Source organism: Paenibacillus andongensis (assembly GCF_025369935.1).
Classification (GTDB): Bacteria; Bacillota; Bacilli; order Paenibacillales; family NBRC-103111; genus Paenibacillus_E; species Paenibacillus_E andongensis.
Map to the genome: position 1 here is coordinate 4,164,013 of NZ_CP104467.1, position 16,974 is coordinate 4,180,986.

18 protein-coding genes are annotated in these 16,974 nt (G+C 43.2%); 1 reads left to right on the forward strand and 17 read right to left on the reverse strand.

Features of this window, described 5'->3' with window-relative positions; all coding sequences use genetic code 11:
* Positions 1-396: 396 nt before the first annotated feature.
* The 12 genes from NYR53_RS18750 to NYR53_RS18805 form a co-directional block, all read right to left on the reverse strand.
* A complete protein-coding gene (locus tag NYR53_RS18750) occupies positions 397-1,659 on the reverse strand; it encodes a Gfo/Idh/MocA family protein (protein WP_261300764.1) in 1,263 nt (420 codons plus the stop codon).
* A gap of 27 nt (positions 1,660-1,686) precedes the next feature.
* Positions 1,687-2,526, reverse strand: a complete 840-nt coding sequence (locus tag NYR53_RS18755) for a carbohydrate ABC transporter permease (RefSeq protein WP_261300765.1) — start codon at positions 2,524-2,526, stop codon at positions 1,687-1,689.
* Between the two features lie 13 nt (positions 2,527-2,539).
* A complete protein-coding gene (locus NYR53_RS18760; RefSeq protein ID WP_261300766.1) occupies positions 2,540-3,424 on the reverse strand; it encodes a carbohydrate ABC transporter permease in 885 nt (294 codons plus the stop codon).
* Between the two features lie 83 nt (positions 3,425-3,507).
* Complete coding sequence (locus NYR53_RS18765) at positions 3,508-4,821, reverse strand: ABC transporter substrate-binding protein (protein ID WP_261300767.1); 1,314 nt, start codon at positions 4,819-4,821, stop codon at positions 3,508-3,510.
* A gap of 142 nt (positions 4,822-4,963) precedes the next feature.
* Positions 4,964-6,010 (reverse strand): LacI family DNA-binding transcriptional regulator, encoded by a 1,047-nt coding sequence (locus NYR53_RS18770; protein WP_261300768.1) that lies wholly within the window; start codon positions 6,008-6,010, stop codon positions 4,964-4,966.
* A 196-nt stretch (positions 6,011-6,206) separates the two neighbouring features.
* Complete coding sequence (locus NYR53_RS18775) at positions 6,207-7,112, reverse strand: S-layer homology domain-containing protein (protein WP_261300769.1); 906 nt, start codon at positions 7,110-7,112, stop codon at positions 6,207-6,209.
* A gap of 256 nt (positions 7,113-7,368) precedes the next feature.
* Positions 7,369-7,524 carry a hypothetical protein gene (locus NYR53_RS18780; RefSeq protein ID WP_261300770.1) on the reverse strand — a complete coding sequence of 52 codons (156 nt, stop codon included), beginning with the start codon at positions 7,522-7,524 and terminating at the stop codon, positions 7,369-7,371.
* A 177-nt stretch (positions 7,525-7,701) separates the two neighbouring features.
* Entirely contained in the window at positions 7,702-8,001 is a 300-nt protein-coding gene (locus tag NYR53_RS18785) for a spore coat protein (protein ID WP_261300771.1), read from the reverse strand.
* A gap of 11 nt (positions 8,002-8,012) precedes the next feature.
* Positions 8,013-8,207 (reverse strand): hypothetical protein, encoded by a 195-nt coding sequence (locus NYR53_RS18790; protein ID WP_261300772.1) that lies wholly within the window; start codon positions 8,205-8,207, stop codon positions 8,013-8,015.
* 36 nt (positions 8,208-8,243) lie between these two features.
* Positions 8,244-9,380: a zinc-dependent alcohol dehydrogenase gene (locus NYR53_RS18795; RefSeq protein ID WP_261300773.1), complete on the reverse strand. Its 1,137-nt coding sequence runs from the start codon at positions 9,378-9,380 to the stop codon at positions 8,244-8,246.
* Positions 9,381-9,401: 21 nt separating this feature from the next.
* Positions 9,402-9,773, reverse strand: coding sequence for a spore coat protein (locus tag NYR53_RS18800; RefSeq protein ID WP_261300774.1), 372 nt, complete (start codon positions 9,771-9,773; stop codon positions 9,402-9,404).
* A complete protein-coding gene (locus NYR53_RS18805) occupies positions 9,770-10,030 on the reverse strand; it encodes a spore gernimation protein GerQ (RefSeq protein WP_261300775.1) in 261 nt (86 codons plus the stop codon). Before NYR53_RS18805 ends, NYR53_RS18800 begins: the two co-directional genes overlap by 4 nt.
* A gap of 291 nt (positions 10,031-10,321) precedes the next feature.
* On the opposite strand from NYR53_RS18805, the gene NYR53_RS18810 reads away from it, so the two are divergent.
* Positions 10,322-11,059, forward strand: a complete 738-nt coding sequence (locus NYR53_RS18810; protein WP_261300776.1) for a C40 family peptidase — start codon at positions 10,322-10,324, stop codon at positions 11,057-11,059.
* Between the two features lie 115 nt (positions 11,060-11,174).
* Here the strand turns inward: NYR53_RS18810 and NYR53_RS18815 are convergent, their stop codons facing one another.
* The 5 genes from NYR53_RS18815 to NYR53_RS18835 all read right to left on the reverse strand — a co-directional run bounded on the left by NYR53_RS18815 (position 11,175) and on the right by NYR53_RS18835 (position 16,931).
* A complete protein-coding gene (locus NYR53_RS18815; RefSeq protein ID WP_261300777.1) occupies positions 11,175-12,557 on the reverse strand; it encodes a peptidase G2 autoproteolytic cleavage domain-containing protein in 1,383 nt (460 codons plus the stop codon).
* Between the two features lie 428 nt (positions 12,558-12,985).
* Positions 12,986-14,533 (reverse strand): class I SAM-dependent methyltransferase, encoded by a 1,548-nt coding sequence (locus NYR53_RS18820; protein WP_261300778.1) that lies wholly within the window; start codon positions 14,531-14,533, stop codon positions 12,986-12,988.
* Positions 14,534-14,669: 136 nt separating this feature from the next.
* Complete coding sequence (locus NYR53_RS18825) at positions 14,670-15,344, reverse strand: YwrJ family protein (protein ID WP_261300779.1); 675 nt, start codon at positions 15,342-15,344, stop codon at positions 14,670-14,672.
* A gap of 30 nt (positions 15,345-15,374) precedes the next feature.
* Positions 15,375-16,718, reverse strand: coding sequence for an arsenic transporter (locus NYR53_RS18830; RefSeq protein ID WP_261300780.1), 1,344 nt, complete (start codon positions 16,716-16,718; stop codon positions 15,375-15,377).
* A 57-nt stretch (positions 16,719-16,775) separates the two neighbouring features.
* The gene (locus NYR53_RS18835; protein WP_261300781.1) at positions 16,776-16,931 is read right to left on the reverse strand and encodes a hypothetical protein; all 156 of its coding nucleotides are present in this window, start codon (positions 16,929-16,931) and stop codon (positions 16,776-16,778) included.
* Positions 16,932-16,974 lie beyond the last annotated feature (43 nt).

Consider the following 16,974-nt stretch of genomic DNA (forward strand, 5'->3'; position numbering starts at 1 on the left):
GCTGCTTGCGTTATTTCTCGAAAGATAAGCATAAATTTTATGTGTTACTTTTCCTATTATTTTATTGTCTGGTTCTTGGGAGAAATGTGGAATCAAGGAGATGTTGTACAGCGTACAACAATTTCCTTGATTTCTTCTGGGAATGCGAAAGATGTTGTAGGTTATACAACAATTTATCCTTTTTTTAGGTGAATGAACGATTTTCGGCAAAAATTGTTGTATTTTTTGTAACATTTGCATAAAAATCGCCAATTAGCATGCATAATGTAATGTTGTACAAACAACATTAAAGATCATCATGCAGTTGTTAAAGCATATTCGTCTAGGCCTAACTTGCTTTGCTTCCACTTTCAGAAACTCTCTTATCCTTGGACGGGCGTACGCCGTTTATTTTCATTATACCTTGATTAATGTCTTGTAAAATTGCTCGATTTCAATCGGCTTTCCGCCATTCACACGCGATTCCTCAGCAGCAAATGCCATCAGATGGCTTCGCACAGATGCCGCCGCGGATGATTCGCTTTCTCCTCCTGCATACGCACGAACCTCGCGAAGAAAACTGCGCACGATGCCCACATCGCCGCCGCTGTGCCCTTCTTCGGATGCATGGACATGAATCGCATTCTGCTCATTAGTTACAAAATCATGGACAGTGAATGTATGCTCTTCCATGTTCCCTCTAATTTCACCCTTCGTTCCCATGACCTGCACAATGCGCGTATTATCCCGCGTAAAGCCGCACATGCTGAACATCGCGGTAGCCCCGCTGGCAAACTCCATATTGACGACCTGATGGTCAACGACATTATTATCGCTGCGATAAACACATTTTCCATATGGCGTTGTGCGCAGTGCTTTGAGTATGCCCTCCAGACTCGTATCCGTTGTGAACTTAGCTGCCCAGCCCCGGCCGGAGCCCAAATAATATTTCGGCGCATAGTATTGGCAGCTGGCTTCCGCCGGACAACCGTCTAGACAGCGTGCAGGAGCACCTTCTGGCGCGTTCTCCTCATTAAAATGCATAAGTGATCCAAATGAACTCACACGCTCGCAAGGCTCGCCCATGATATACGATAAAATATCCATATCGTGGCACGATTTGGCCAAGATCATCGGACTCGAAGTATCCGAATTATTCCAGTTGCCGCGCACAAAGCTGTGCGCCATATGCATATTGCCGACATTCTCATTGAGTTGAATGGAGACGATTTGTCCAATCTTCCCTTCATCGATGACACGTTTCATCGCCGTCCAGAATGCTGTATAACGCAGTACATGGCATATCGTCAGCAAGCGATTATGCTTTTTAGCCATACGTTCCATTTCGACGCATTCCGCTGGACTTGGAGACATCGGTTTTTCAAGAAGGACGTGATAACCAAGCTCAAGCGCCTTAAGCGTCGGCTCGTAATGCATCTGATCTTGCGTACAAATGATGGCGATATCCGCTAGCTTCGGCTGTGCCAAAAGCTCTTCCCAATCCGCATGGGCATGCTCCTGTGAAATCTGGTGAGCAGCAACAAATGCTGCCCTTCTATCTTCATCCGGCTCTGCTACCGCGATAATAGAAAGCTCGTGAGGATAATTAAGCGCGTAAGGCGCATAAGCTTGAGCACCGCGGTTGCCGGCTCCCAGCAGAATGGCTGTAATTTTTTGCATAGTTGGTCTCTCTCCTTATTTTGTCTGTCAGGACTTGCTGCCTGTAAAGGCAATCCCTTGAATAAATGAGCGTTGGAAAATAAAGAAAATAATAATCATAGGCAAAATAGCCATCATCGAGCCTGCCATAATAATCGTATAATTCGTTTTATGCTCGCCTTGCAGGAACGCAATGCCCGCCGACAGCACCATTTTGTCCGGTGAGCTGTTAACGATGAGCGGCCACATCAGATCGTTCCACGACCACAGCATGGTGAAAATGGCGAGAGCGATCATCCCCGATTTGGCCAAAGGCAGCATGATCTGCCAATAAATACGAAATTGATTGCAGCCATCAAGTTTAGCGGCTTCCTCCAACTCGTGCGGCAGCGTCATGAAAAATTGGCGCAACAGGAATGTGCCGAAAGCGCTGAATAAGCCTGGAACGACGAGTGCGGTAAGCGAGTTGAGCCACCCTAGGTCTTTCATAATCATATACTGCGGGATAAGGAATACTTGCCCCGGCACCATAAGTACGGACAGCATCAGAATGAAAAAGAAATGACGCCCCGGAAAGCTGATTCGGGCAAAAGCATAGGCAGCTAGTGAGCAAATGATTAATTGGCCGATTACTTTTATCACTGTTGTAATCAATGTATTCCAATAAAATGTGAAAAATGGCAAGTTCACAAATACCTTCGTATAGTTGCTCCATTGAAACGTTTTAGGAAATAAAACCGGTGGTATCGCTGTTGACTCTCCTAACGTTTTCACCGAAGTAAGAAACATCCAGATGAAAGGAGTTACCATAATGACAGCACCTAGGATAAGAATAAGATGAATAGCCCCGGTCTGAACCGATTTTCGTTGATGGATTCTGGTGTTCATGCAGCCGCCCTCCTCATTCGTAGTGAACCCATTTCTTCTGAATTTTCATTTGAATATACGTAATAATCATAATAATGGTAAACAGCAGGACTGCGATTGAAGACGCATAGCCCTTGTTATTTTTCAAGAAGCCGTATTTGTAGTATAAGAACACAATCGACTGCGTGGATTCCATGACGATATCGCCTACCATCATATATATGAAGTCGAATACCTGAAAGGCGCCAATCAAAGAAGTAACCAGCACGAAAAAAATGGTTGGCGTCAAGAGAGGTATCGTAATACGCATAAATTTGGTTATAGGCCCCGCACCGTCAATGGATGCGGCTTCATAGTAGGAAGATGAAATACCTTGGAGTCCGGATAGAAATATAATCATGTGGCTGCCAATGGAACACCATATGGCAACAATAATAATCGATAATAACGCCGTGCGATTATCCGTCAACCAGTGAGGACCAGGAATGGACAATAATCCAAGTAAGTAATTAATCAAACCGAAATCAGAGTTGTACAGCCATTTCCAGACCATTGCGATCGCGGCCGGCATAGTGACGACCGGAAGAAAATACATTGTGCGGTAGATGGACAACCCTTTGACCTGCTGGTTTAACAGAACAGCCAGCAGAATAGCCAGGATGATCCCGATCGGCACTGCTAGAACGATATAAATGCTAGTATTCCGGATCGCGTGAAGCAGCTCTTTATCCGTAAACAGCACCTTGTAATTCGCCAAGCCAGTCCAGGTGTATTTGCCAAAAGCCCCCCATTCCGTAAAGGAAAAATAAAAGGTTTGAAACACTGGCCAAATATAAAACACCAGTAAGCCAAGCATGAGTGGCATAATCATGATATATGCCCACTTCCAATCGGATAGTCGCTTCGAGCTGAATCGCATGTTTACTCACTCTCCTATGAGTGGAATTGGGGAAGGAGATCCGTTTACGAACATGTTGCTTTCCGAAACGGATCCCCTGAGCCTTATTTTTCTGCTGCTAATGCTTGGTTCATCTTAGCTCCGAGCTCTTTGGCCGCATCAGCTACCGGTTTATCTCCTGTCCATGCATTTTTCAAAATTTCTGTTTCGTAAATATTCCAAACCGAAGTATTCTTGGACACAGGATATGGCGTTGCATACGCTGCCATGTCAATGAAAGCTTTTGCTTTATATTGCGGGAATGTGGCTAACCAAGAAGTCTCGCTGCCCTTGTAAGCGGGAATCGCTCCACCTTGTTTTGCAGCAATTTCAGCCGCTTCCTTGGACCCAAGGAATTTAACGAATTCCCATGCTTCTTTCGGATGTTTGGAATTCGCAGATATCACATGACCCAGACCGTGAATGACAACGCCTTGCTTTTTCCCTTTTGGCAGTTCAGCTACGTCTGCCTTGTTTTTCATTTCGGCATTTTGATTGATGGTAAACGCTGCCCAGGAGCCATCAAAATACATAGCGAGCTTGCCGGATGTGAACATATCCGCAGGTGCTGTTTCCGTCATTTGAGCTAGTGTCGGAGATACTTTATGAACTTGAATCAGATCGGTTAGAAATTTCAAACCTTCAATCGCTTCCGGTTGGTCAAATCCTGATTTCTTATGGTCATCCGAAATGACGTAGCCGCCAGCCTGAAGAATCGTATTGTAGAAATCCTCCTGATTCATCATTGGAGCAGCGAAACCGTAGATGCCTTTGGCAGGGTCTGTTAATTTCTTAGCCGCTTCCGTCAGCTTGCTCCAATCCCAAGTGCCGTCCGGATACGGAATTCCTTTATCATCGAACAGCTTTTTGTTATACCATAAGCCAATCGTGTCAAAGTCTTTAGGAATCCCATAATTTTTGCCGCCAAGACTATAGAGTGATACCAGCGAGCTCGGATATTTGGAGAGGTCTAATTGATCGGTCTTGATTGTATCTGTCAAATCCTTTAACATGCCGTTACCTGCATACTTGACGAAATTAGGACCATTCATCCAAAGTACGTCAGGCATTGTCCCGCCTTGAGCGGCTGTTTCTAATTTGGTGAAATATTGTTTGTACGGCGTATTCTCCGCTTTTACCTCAATATTCGGGTGACTCGCTTGGAACGCTTTGATGACATCGGTCATCGTATCCATGCCCCAGCCGCCATAAGTAATTGTCACTTTTTCAGCAGATGCTGCAGACGTAGCCTTTGCGTCGGATTTGGGAGCTGCTGTGGATGTAGTGTTTGATGAACCAGAATTACCGCAAGCGCTTACAACAACCATTGCCGACATGAGCGTTGTGACGAGAACAACCTTTTTTGTATTGTTGACCATTTCGCTATCACCCTTTTTTCATTTTTTTAAGATCAAACATGCCAATCGTACATACGCCGAAAACCTATTTCACCCCCCTTCAGTTGACTGAATATTATTGGCACCAAATTCAGGACAACGTTATCCAATGATCCAAAAAAAATTAATTTCTCTTACATACAGAAGATTCTCTCACAATAAGTCGATGTGGCAGCAGAACTTTAGACAGCTGCGGCTGCTCGCCATTCAGCATATCCAACAAGGTTGAAGCCGCTGTTGTGCCTATCTCGACTTTAGGTACATGAACCGACGATAACGGCGGTGTTGTATATTGGGCAAAATCAATATTATCCATCGAGATGAACGCAATATCCTCTGGAATGCGCAATTGGTTCTCAATGACAGCTCGCATAGCAGGAATCGCTAATTGATCACTTGCCGAGAATATCGCCGTAGGCCGTTCCAGATCTGTACGCTTCAAACGCTCCATGATACTCTCATAACTGCGGTCGATTTCCCATCGGGTGTCTATCACCCATTCTTTATTTAAAGGAATACCCGCATCGTACATCGCAAATTTATAGCCCTGAAATCTCTCTTCACTGTTTAATTCACTTGTATGACCTGGCCCGCCGACAAAACCAATCACTTGGTGCCCTTGCGCAATGAGGTGATCGACAGCTGACTTCGCGGCATGAATACGGTCGTAATCAACCATGGTAATTTCCGTACCGTTCGTACAAATCCCGATCAGTGCTAGGTCCTCCACTTTTAGCAAATAGTCAACGATCTCGGAACCTACTTCGCCAACGATAATAATGCCATCGACTTGTATGTCATGTACGCAACGATGCAGCAACGCTTCATCTTTAAGCTCATCGGAGGTATGCATGAAACCCAGAGAATAACCGGATTCCAATATTTTCTTGGTAAATGCCGTAATGATCGGAGAGTAATAGGGGTGATCGTCGTTCAGACGAGCCGTTTGAATGATACAGCCAATTTGCTTCGTCTGCTTTTTCTCTGTCTTTTGTTTGTTCACAAGGAGACGCGCTGATTCATTAGGTGTGTAATTCAATTGACGCACAGCCTCCCAAACCTTCGCCTTCGTTTCCGGGTTGATGTGCCTGCTGGTATCATTTCGTACCACGCGTGAGGCTGTTGAAATGGAGACTCCGACTAAATCTGCAATATCTTTGAGAGTAGGCAATTCATACAGCTCCTTCTATCCAAACCTATATCCAGCCGTTTGCCCAAACGTTATCCTGATATTTGGGGCAAGCGCTTTCTTACAGAATAGTTCATCTCTTTATTAATTGTCAATATGTTTGGCACCATAAATCACAAAAAAAGTGCTGCTCCCTTCACTTCAAAGGATCTGCAGCACTTTTTTAAAACTTAGATCATTATTTTGAAGCAGCAGGTTCGGCTGCTACCTTATACTTTGACGAAACATAGGTGACAGTTTTGGCTTCGGTCATCACCTGAGCATACATCACGTCAAGTTTCGGCTCGACTAGTGTATAGGTAATGACCGCCTGACCCTCTTGATTAAACTGGATCGCATTGATTTCTATACCGTATCCAGGGTTCGGTTTATCACCTCTGGACAGCGTTACTTTGTTCACATCATCATTGACTTTCTCGACCTTTACCGCTACCTCTTCAATTGGAGCCGGCTTTTGAGTATGAGCTTCCAACACACGGATAGCGTTATAGAGCCAACTAGCTGCTTCTCCACGTGTAAGCTCACTTTTAGGATTAAACTTACCGTCCTTATCCAGCGTAGTAATTTTATAAAGCAGCAGCCTCTGTAAAGTACCTTGATAATCAATCGTGATTTGATCCTCATCCTTGATCATGATGAACACTTTGACCAGTGGGAAATTGCCTTTCATTTCTAAGGCACGAACTAATAAGTCCCCAAATTGTTCGCGCGTAATCGTCGAATTCGGGTTCACATCCTTAGGAATCGCCAAACCGTGATAATGAGCAATGATGAAGGCGTCCGCATACCAAGCGTCATTCGCGATGTTCGTATACATGTCCGTTGCTACCGGCTGTTTTTTGAAACGCATTAAATCCAAGTTCAAATCTAAGCCTTTTACAATCATTTGCACGCTCTGTGCATAGCTAATTTTACCTTTAGGTACAAAGTGCTCATTATCGATTCCGCTTACGACGCCACGGTCTTTTAAGGCTAGAATGGATTCTGCTTGCCCTTCATCTAAATCCGAAAAAGCAAATGCTGAACCGAAAGTCAAACTACTGCACAACAAGGTTGTTAACGTTAAAACAGCTATTTTTTTCATCAGCTCTGTTCTCCTTTGGGCATGTAATTGTTTAACCTTTATTTGAGTTACTTATAAAACGTAGAGCAGACAAATTATGTTGCACAATGATTTACTATTATAAAAAGACTTTATTTCCGTTCAATTACCGATACTAATTCTTGCTTAAAACAGTCATCTAAGTGAGCATTACCGATATATTTCAACACCAACTGTTTATTAATGCTATTGCTTTTTAGATAGTTTAATATGAGATCTGTTTTATACTCTCTACCCATCATGTGATAAGCAACACACCATGCACGACGATATCCCAATCGTTAACTTTATCGATGAGTCCTAGATAAAACAGTAACCCGCTTCCACCAAGGGAATATTGAATTTGATTCAGACTGAGCTTTTCGATTATTTCATGTAGTTCCGTGATATCCATTTGTGAATTCTCATTTCTATCGTAGTTTTAGTTATATTCTTGAGAACCAATTGGTTTCCTTTTCATCACGTGCATCAACGGGTTCTATACCACCTTGAATAGACCTTAGGCTCTGCCTCAAGTTTATGTAAACAAATAACCAGCAGCCTCAGCTCCCGGTTAAATAGAATCGTATATTTACAGCGTTGGTGCATTCAAAGCAGTCTGAATGTTAGTCAAGTCAAATTGAATCTGCTCTTTGATGTTCCAAGGATGATACCAGCCTTGTTCCATCATGTACTTCACTATTTTCTCATGCGTATCAATCGCTTCATCTAATTGCTTAGTGAGCAATGCCTTAATCTCCGGAGTACCCGCCTCCGTTACAGCCATCGCGTAGTTTCTTACCCCGCTCTTCGCAGTAATCAAAAAGTCCATAGCAATCACTTGATCAGTCATCGTATGCATACCTGTCAAATGCTCAAGAATGGTGTTCATGCTTTCACCTCCTATACGGTCGCTTTGGTTAAAATCGCCTCAAGCTCCTGCAGCTGCCGCGTTGATACTTCTATATCTTGCAGTAAAATTTCTTTCAAAGCTGGATCTGAAACTAAGAGCTTCATCGTCTTCGCCTTGGTTAAACAGACTGTTTTAAAAGCTGCTATTTCATGAACCTCCAAGGTTTCGTGTAGAGCAAATGACATCTTCTAACATGCACCTCCGAATCACTAGTTGCACCATTACGGTTTAAGAATAACTTTAATACAATTCTCTTGTCTGGTATCAAATATCTCGTAACCATGCTTTGCTTCGCTAAGCGGCAGGATATGTGTAATGACATCACCTGGATCCACTTTGCCAGTATCAATCAGTTCATACATATACGGCATGTAATGAATGACTGGGGCTTGCCCTGTACGAATAATGACGTTTCTTTGGAAAATATCTCCGAGTGGAAAAGCATTATATCGTCCGCCATATACACCCGTAATCTGAATCGTACCACCCTTGCGGACAGCCTGAGAAGCTATGACAATACCGCCCATCGCACCGCCATGCAGCTTTAGTCCAGAGGCAATGGATTCGAGTGGAGTCATTTTTCCGCTCATCCCCGAGCAATCAATGACAACATCTGCACCGCCTTTTGTGATTTCCTTCAAATAATTTCCGATATTCTCCCAATGCTCGAAGTTAACGGTTTCAACCTTATTCGTTCGTTTCGCATGCTCCAAGCGGTAATCTAGATAATCAACTGCGATGACCCGCTTTGCTCCTTTAAACCAACTGAATTTTTGTGCCAGCAGCCCTACAGGACCGCATCCCAGCACGATAACCGTGTCCCCTTCCTTCACACCAGCATTATCTACACTCCAAAAAGCTGTTGTCATGGCATCCGCAATCAAGACTAGCTTCTCATCCGGGTGCTCGCAGCTTTCCGGAATTTTGAAGTGAGTGAAGTTCGCGAAGGGTACCCGCAAATATTCAGCCTGTCCGCCCGGATACCCGCCTGTTGTGCCGGAATACCCGAAGTAAGCTCCCATATCCCCATTCTCGTTCGAGTTATCGCACTGGCTTTCGAGTTGATTTTTACAGAAAAAGCATTCCCCGCAGCTAATATTGAAAGGAATAATGACACGATCGCCTTTCTTTAACTTCGTAACGCCAGAACCGACCTCTTCGACGATGCCCATAGGCTCGTGTCCGATGACATAATCTTCCTGTAAATTAGGGATCATCCCGTGAATCAAATGCAAGTCGGAACCACAGATAGCCGTAGTCGTCATTCGGACGATCATATCGTCGGCTTTCTCAATTATCGGATCGGATACCTCTTTCATTACGACATTTTTGAGGCCTTGATACGTAACAGCTTTCATGCTTTATTTCCTCAAATAACGTTATTGATCTGGTGTCCGATCAAACATGCCTTTACGAGATGTGTCGTCTGGGAACAGCTTCATTTGAGCCATTTGAACAGCATGAGTAGTCCCTAGCTGATCTAGTTTATATTGTTCGTTGAGCTCATAAGGATGGAACCATTTCTTCCTCATCATAAGGTCGGATACTTCTTGATGCAGCGCAATGCCTTGATGCAGCTGGCCGCGGAGGATCGCTCTTGCCCCATCAGACGCCGTTTCCGTCAAGGCAATCGCCGTATTTCTTACTCCTTCTTTGACTCGGACGAGAAAATCCATCGCAAATGTCATGTCGGCCATCTCTGGCATGTTGAGTGCATGACTCGGGTCTAGATAATCGTAGTCTTCCTTCATCTATAATCACCTTCATTTATAATAGGTGTCGGGCGGTGGGGGACGGGGGTTTGGAATGGCGCTTTCGCATAAACGGATTGTAGATCAGCTATGGCTTGCATGGACTGCTCCACATCTTTTTGCATCAATGCTTTTAATTCTTGGTCAAAAACTAAACCTTGCATCATCTTGGATTTTAAGACGCAAAGTGTTTTAAAATTAAGGGCTTCATGCAATTCTAGGGACTCGTGAGCTGCTAAAGTTGGTTGATTTACCATGGGTCACCTCCAATGGTATCTTGTCCTTGAAAAGTAAGGTTATTCATCCATTTGCCACCCACATTATTCAATTGGGACGAAAGTGCTTTCAATGTTAAGATGAGGTAAATTTTCCTGTCAAGGAATTATTACTCATCAAATTCTAACGAAATTCTAATAATGATGAAATATGCTAGGTCAGCTATGGCTTCCCGCTCTATTCGGTAAATTTTAGGGACTTTCAACTGTGATAAAGTAATTCTAGGTGCTAGATTCACCTCAGCTTTTATACCAAAAGGAGGAAGTTAATTCATGCAAAAAAAGAATAAAAACTACCTTGGAAAAACAATATTATCTTTAGGCTTAGCACTCTCCATGTTTGGTGGCTTTTCCACTAGTGCTTTTGCTGCCCCTGTAGCAACAGCAACCGTGAATAAAGGTGTTAACTTCCGTGCCGATCAGAGTACGAGTGCACCTGTTTGGGGATTTGTTAAACAAGGCACTGTGCTTCCTGTTGAAGCTGCTAATGACTACTGGGTTTTAGTCGATTACAATGGAAAACAGGGCTATGTTTCACGTTCTTATGTCACCGTACATGAAAATAAACCTGCTCCAGCACCTGCACCTTCAAATCCTGCTCCCGCTCCAGCCCCTTCTAATCCGGCTGCTGGCGGCAGTTTAGCGAATAAAATTGTCAACACAGCTGCCTCATTTCAGGGTCGTGTAACCTATGTATTTGGTTCGAGGGATCAACAGCGTTTGCGTTTAGATTGTTCCTCCTTCACGCAATATGTATTTCAACTAAATGGCGTTCAAATTCCTTGGGGATCTAAGGCTCAAGCCAAATTGGGCTCATACATTCCACGTAATCAGCTCCAACCGGGTGATTTGGTATTTTTCAGCGTAAGTACACCAGGTCAAATTAACCATGTAGGCATTTACATAGGTAATGGCCGATTCATTAACAACTTGCCAAACAAAGGTGTTGTCATCGGCGACTTCAATAGTTCGTATTGGACAAGCCATTACATCACAGGCCGCAGAATCTAATTTCATTTTGCAAATAAGAACCCTTCCTTTTCCAAAGGAGGGTTCTTTGTCATTTCATCCCTTTTGAAATATTTGGAGAAAGTCGTATTGACATCCCTTTCATCTTACAAGAATCTTAAAATGATTTCCCCATCAATACCAAAATCTGATTTGGACGAGTTCTTTTCAGAACATAAAATCCTGTTCCAGTTGCAGTAGCCATACCACTCTCGTTCGGTCCGCAAAGTCCGCCCGCTTGGCAGGATCCATCATCCCTTACCAGAAGTTTACCAAGCATCCCTATAGCTACCCATTCGGGTCTCTCTGCCCTAGGGATATAGACTTCTGTTGGGTTCCATTCTGGATTTAACATAGGTTGTCGCTCATTTCTTTCGGGTATAATAATTTCCCCTAGAGCATCTGTCAATGCTGGCACTGCCACTTCATGATATAGTGTTCTTCCCCACTCATCCGTCAGATACTTCTGATTCCAGCGCAATTCCCCGCTGTTCGAGAGAAAAGCCGGCTTCGCACTTGTAATTCCGATTACGAAGTGATCCGTGGGACTAGCTATGCGAACTTTGTCCTCTTCCAAAGTGACGAAAAAGCCAGGTTCAATGGGGTTGCCGTCTATCGTCTCGAACATCTCCGCGTAATCTGCCGCCGGACTGCTTACCGTTCCGTCTATTTTAACATTACCATTGCTTAAGATTTTCGCGGCTAATCCTTGTGCTGCGCTGCTTGTCCCGTTGGCTAAATACCAAGAATAGGTCAGCTCATTCGCGGCGCCAAATTGCCCCATGATGTGCACACCTTCCAAATTGTTCGTTGAAGTCTCTTGTCCTTCGGCATGAGAAAAAAAACTGTTCGCCAACGTGTTAACACCCTCGGTATGCGAAGTGAAGCCACTCGCGGTTGTCAATGCACCTTCCGCATGGGAGTTTTGACCACTAGCTATGGTCTGATTCCCTTCAGCATGCGATAAATCGCCTGAAGCCATTGTCCTCTGCCCTTCCGCATGGGCGAACAGCCCGCTTGCTACGTTTAAGTTCCCTTCGGCATGAGAGGCTCTGCCGCTAGCCGTGTTGTTCTCGCCTTCGGCATGGGCGCTTTGACCAGACGCGATCGTTTCTAAGCCTTCGGCATGAGAATCGAGACCCGTTGCTTGCGTCGACTCTCCTTCTGCATGGGCATTGAGTCCAATTGCACGTGAACCTCTCCCTTCCGCGTGAGAAGCAAAGCTCTGCGCTCGAGTCAAGAACCCCTCCGCATGCGCGCCCAAATCTTCAGCACTGGTTTGCTGCCCTTCGGCATGCGAGTATAAACCAATGGCTGTAGAGCCACCGCCTTCTGCATGAGAAGCAGGACCCGACGCATGGGTCAAATAGCCCTCCACATGAGAAGCAATCGTACTCGCCGTTGTATTAAAGCCCTCCGCGTGAGAATAATCTCCACTCGCCAAGGTGTTATTTCCTTCTGCCTCGGAGCATGCCCCCAAAGCTTGCGCCCCACAAGCCATATTCATCCTCTCCTTTATACTGATTGTGAATATATGATTCATACTATGAGATTTCTACATATTTGCTTGTACAATTGCCATTGGGTAAACAAAAGGCAGAACCGAAGGTTCTGCCTTTTGCACTTAAATTATAGCTCAATCCCGAACATTTCTTCTTATAGGTAAGTTGATAAGCCGAATGCTTTATTTCTCTCGAAACTACCTTCTTTAAGGATTGGATTAAATCCATCAATTTTTCGGCATACATAAGTTTAACGATACTATCAGCTCCCATAATATGGCGCGAAGTAAAGGCCATCACATTATCAAGAATGCGAGAATTCTGATAATATTTGGCTAGTGACTCTAAGCTTGTGATCGCATCCCAGTCTCTTCCGTTGCTCCTCCAAGAATCTCACCACTTTTTTCATATATTTTTTGCTAACTGACTATGATGGAAACAGTTTCATAAGCGCCATAGCACCTTCATGTTCTGGTGCTAATTCTAGTGTGTTACGAGCAAATTCCCTAGCAGAAGCATCTTCGCCGACCTCGTAATAGCAAATGGCCATCTCATAAAGCACAGAAGCGTCGTTCTTGTACTCATTGTTGGTCCGTTCAAAGAATAGCAAAGCATCCTGGAACATATCCATTTGATACAATAACATCGCGCAGTCCAAAGCTAAGTCGCGATTTAATTCCATTGGATAATATCCTTGCCACATCAGAAGTATACCTTGTCGAATGTCCGTTAATTCTTCTTCATCACACGCTGGAATTAGGTTCGATAGGCGCTTCGCGCTTTGGAGAAACAATTGAGCATCATATCCGCCCAAACGCCAAAAAGCTAAGAGTTGGTTAATTTCCATGAGATCCAAATGCGAATCAAACCATTCCTTGATACTGAAAAAATCATCAGGACCAAAACGCTCGACAAACCGACGATAGGCTAATCGAGTATGCCCATAACCATGCGGATTGGGTAGCATTAGCATACACCCTATGTTCAAATGGTTGTAAGGATGCGATGTGAATAAGCTCATGGCACCCTTTTGCTCAAATACATACCCAATGGCATGATAATTGGCTGTCAGGGAAAAGCTTCCATGATGAATTAGTTTGGGAGGTTCATTAAATTCCCAATTCTCTATTCGGTGGTCACCTTTATCCGCAGTGAGCAGGAGAAATCCCTCTTGTGAGAGCTGACCAAGTCGTTCCAAACATTGCAGTCCGACGACTGGAAAGAGGATATGGGAATCCTCCAGCTTCTGCGAATACAACGCTAGAACCTCACGATATAGGTACGATTCCTTTTCATATTCATCGGCTCTTCGATAATGATACTCGGGAATGACCCTCTTCAACATTTCCCCAGCGCTACGTTCGGTATCACCCTCAGGGAAGTGCAAAGATACCATGCATTCATAAATTTTGTTTTCGTCTACATAAATTAGTTCTTGCGGGATACTGTCAAAAAAGTAATTCGCAATAACCAGCAGAGGCTGCTGCAAGTCACCCTTTCTAATTCGATCACCAGATTGCATCAAATGAAGTTCGGTGCCATGTACAGCATCAAACTGTGCAAAATCCAAAACCCCTTGTTCCACAAAGGGAAGTAAACTGCGATGCTGCTGCCAAAAGGCGATATTTTTGAAAGCTAAATCACTCATGACATATCGAAATGGAGGAAGTGTTATACCTGCATAATCCCTCAGTTCGCATAGTTCCTTTACAATATGATAGGCTAACCTGCCCGAACCCGCACCAAGCTCCAGAATCGTCACCGTTTCCAATGTGTAACCAAGCTTTGCTCTATCTTGAAGAAACCCAAAAATGATCTCGGCATAGGCTACCGCAATACTTGGATTACTAGTTATGTATTGTGGAACCTCTTCACTCTGCCATGCGCCAATTCCCTGCTCTTCATAATAAGTTCGCTGAAGCTCCCATATAGGTGCCTCACTGAAACGATAAATCTTCTGATCTCTATGTGTCATCGGCTTGAACCTACTTTACTCCATTTTATGAAAAAACAACTCCCATCTTACCATAAAGTACCTCCTAATCAAAAAAGAAAGACAGTTACCCAAATTTCTGGTTAACTACCTTTCTACCAGATAAAGAAAAATTTTTTCACTTATTGAAGGGAATGCAATTCTTGATATGTTGAATGTTGTAATGCAGCTTTTTCTCGTCGGCCGTAATTAGTTCAACAAAAGGAATGTTTAATTTCTGCAGCAAGCCCATCTTGTTCGCATGTAACCCAGTGTCAAAACAGACGATTTCTCCTTCTAAGTCTTTGAGCAGCTGAACAAAGGTACTCGGGAGCAAGGCAAAAGTTGGATCAGATGAACGGGCTGCCATTTGACTTTGTACTTGTGAATAGGGAGTCTGGTTGCTTTGATACGGACTGATCCATTTTAGATGAAATAACGGAATGTACATGACTTGATAAAGGGGTGAATAAAACACAAAGTAGTCTTGTGCAATATGTCTCACATAACCGTGGATTGTCTGATTACTGGAAATATAAATTTCTACGAATCGATCGATCGCACTGTTTAAGATCTGTGCATAAGTGATCTCTCCTGTTTGCTTAACTGGGGCTGGTGGAGACTCCGTGTTCATTTTGTCATCGGCTTGTAATGTGATATTTCTTATATGAGCGATAGGAATATACAAATACTTCTTCTCCATGTAAATGACAATGATATCTGGTCCTACATCGATCAGGTAGCCAATTTTATCCCGATCCCCCATCATCTCAATCTGTACCATCATTCCAATATACGTGTTGAAAAACATCATGGTTGATAACCTCCTTAACTTTCATTTTTTTTAAAAAATCCACTTTACCCAAAAGGCAAGAAAAACCAATGTGAATATTAAAGCTGGAGGAATCGTTATAAATGTAATCTTGCAATAATCCTTCCATGATATTTTCACTTTATGCTGCCTGAGGATATGGAGCCAAATCAACGAAGCCAGTGTCCCAATTGGCAGAAGTAAAGATCCTAAATCACTACCCACGACACTTGCTAAGTAGGTAACCTTTAAAGTCAGAGGGTCTAATCCCAAACCCGTTAACGTGAGAGTTCCAATCATTAATGCTGGGTGATTATTTACTAATGTAGACAAGACTGTGACTAGTCCACCCATTAGCAAGCTACCATTTAATAAATCTCCTGAAGCTAGCGGCTTCAAGAAATTGACTAGCATATGAGTAAGGCCAATATTATTTAATCCATAAATGATAACGTACATCCCGAAGGCGAACACGAGAATATGCCACGGAGTCTTCTTTATCATATCGACAGGAGATATTTTGAGATATATCCAACGCCAAGTCAGTAGAATAATTGATCCAATAACAGCCACAAGACTTACCGGTATATTCATATACGAAGCAGCAAAAAGGCTTACACGAACCATAAATACAAACAATAATATATTTCTCATAAATTTTGTTCGATCTTTAATGACTGGCATCGATTTTGGAGGATCAACGTATAAGGGATGTTTTCCAGGTCCTATCGCGTTTAATGGCAATTTCTTAGGAAGTATGCGGTAAAAACAGAGAAATAAAAGCAATAAAAATACGATTAAACCTAACGTAGAGGGGATAAACATCATTAATGTGTGCATATATAAATCCATGCCGACAATTTTTAGCGCAATGAGATTAACAATATTACTAACACCAATAGGAGCACTAGAAGCAGTAGCAATTAGGGCGCCTGAGAGTAAATAGGGAATTTTCTGATGATTTTTTAAACCTAAATTCTGAAGAACAATAATTAATATAGGCGTTGTTATCATAATGCTGCCATCATTGTTGAAAAATAGAGTCATCAGGAAACAAAGTAGATTAACGTACCAAAATAGACGGACCCCTGATCCTCTGGCTCTTGCCATTAAACCTTCTGCTGCCCATTGGAAGAATCCAAAGCTCTCTAATACGATGGCCATGACGATGGTAGCCATAATCGTGATAGCAGCGTCACTGATCGTATTTGTTATTTTCAGCAAATCAGCAAACGAAACACTGCCACTTAGAATGACGAGGACAGCTCCTCCTATTGCCGGAATCGCTTCATTCAACTCCTTAGGACGCCATAGAATGAGGACAACTGTCATTAGAAATGCAGCTATTGTTAGGGTTACCATTGAGGAACCGATCATAAATTTTCACCCCGCTTTTTGAAGAAGAATTCTTATTAACTATCTGTGAAGACTGCCTCATACGTCTATTCTCTTAATGAATGCCATATCAGGCATAGTCAAGTCTACGGAAGGTGCATTTTCATAAACGGCTTCTATTTCGGGCTGTAAAGGCGGTTTAAGTAAAAAGTATAGTAGAATCCCTGCAAATATAATGATAAACATGACGACCATTGTCATTCCCTCCCTTCTACCATCTACCACCATCTATCATTAG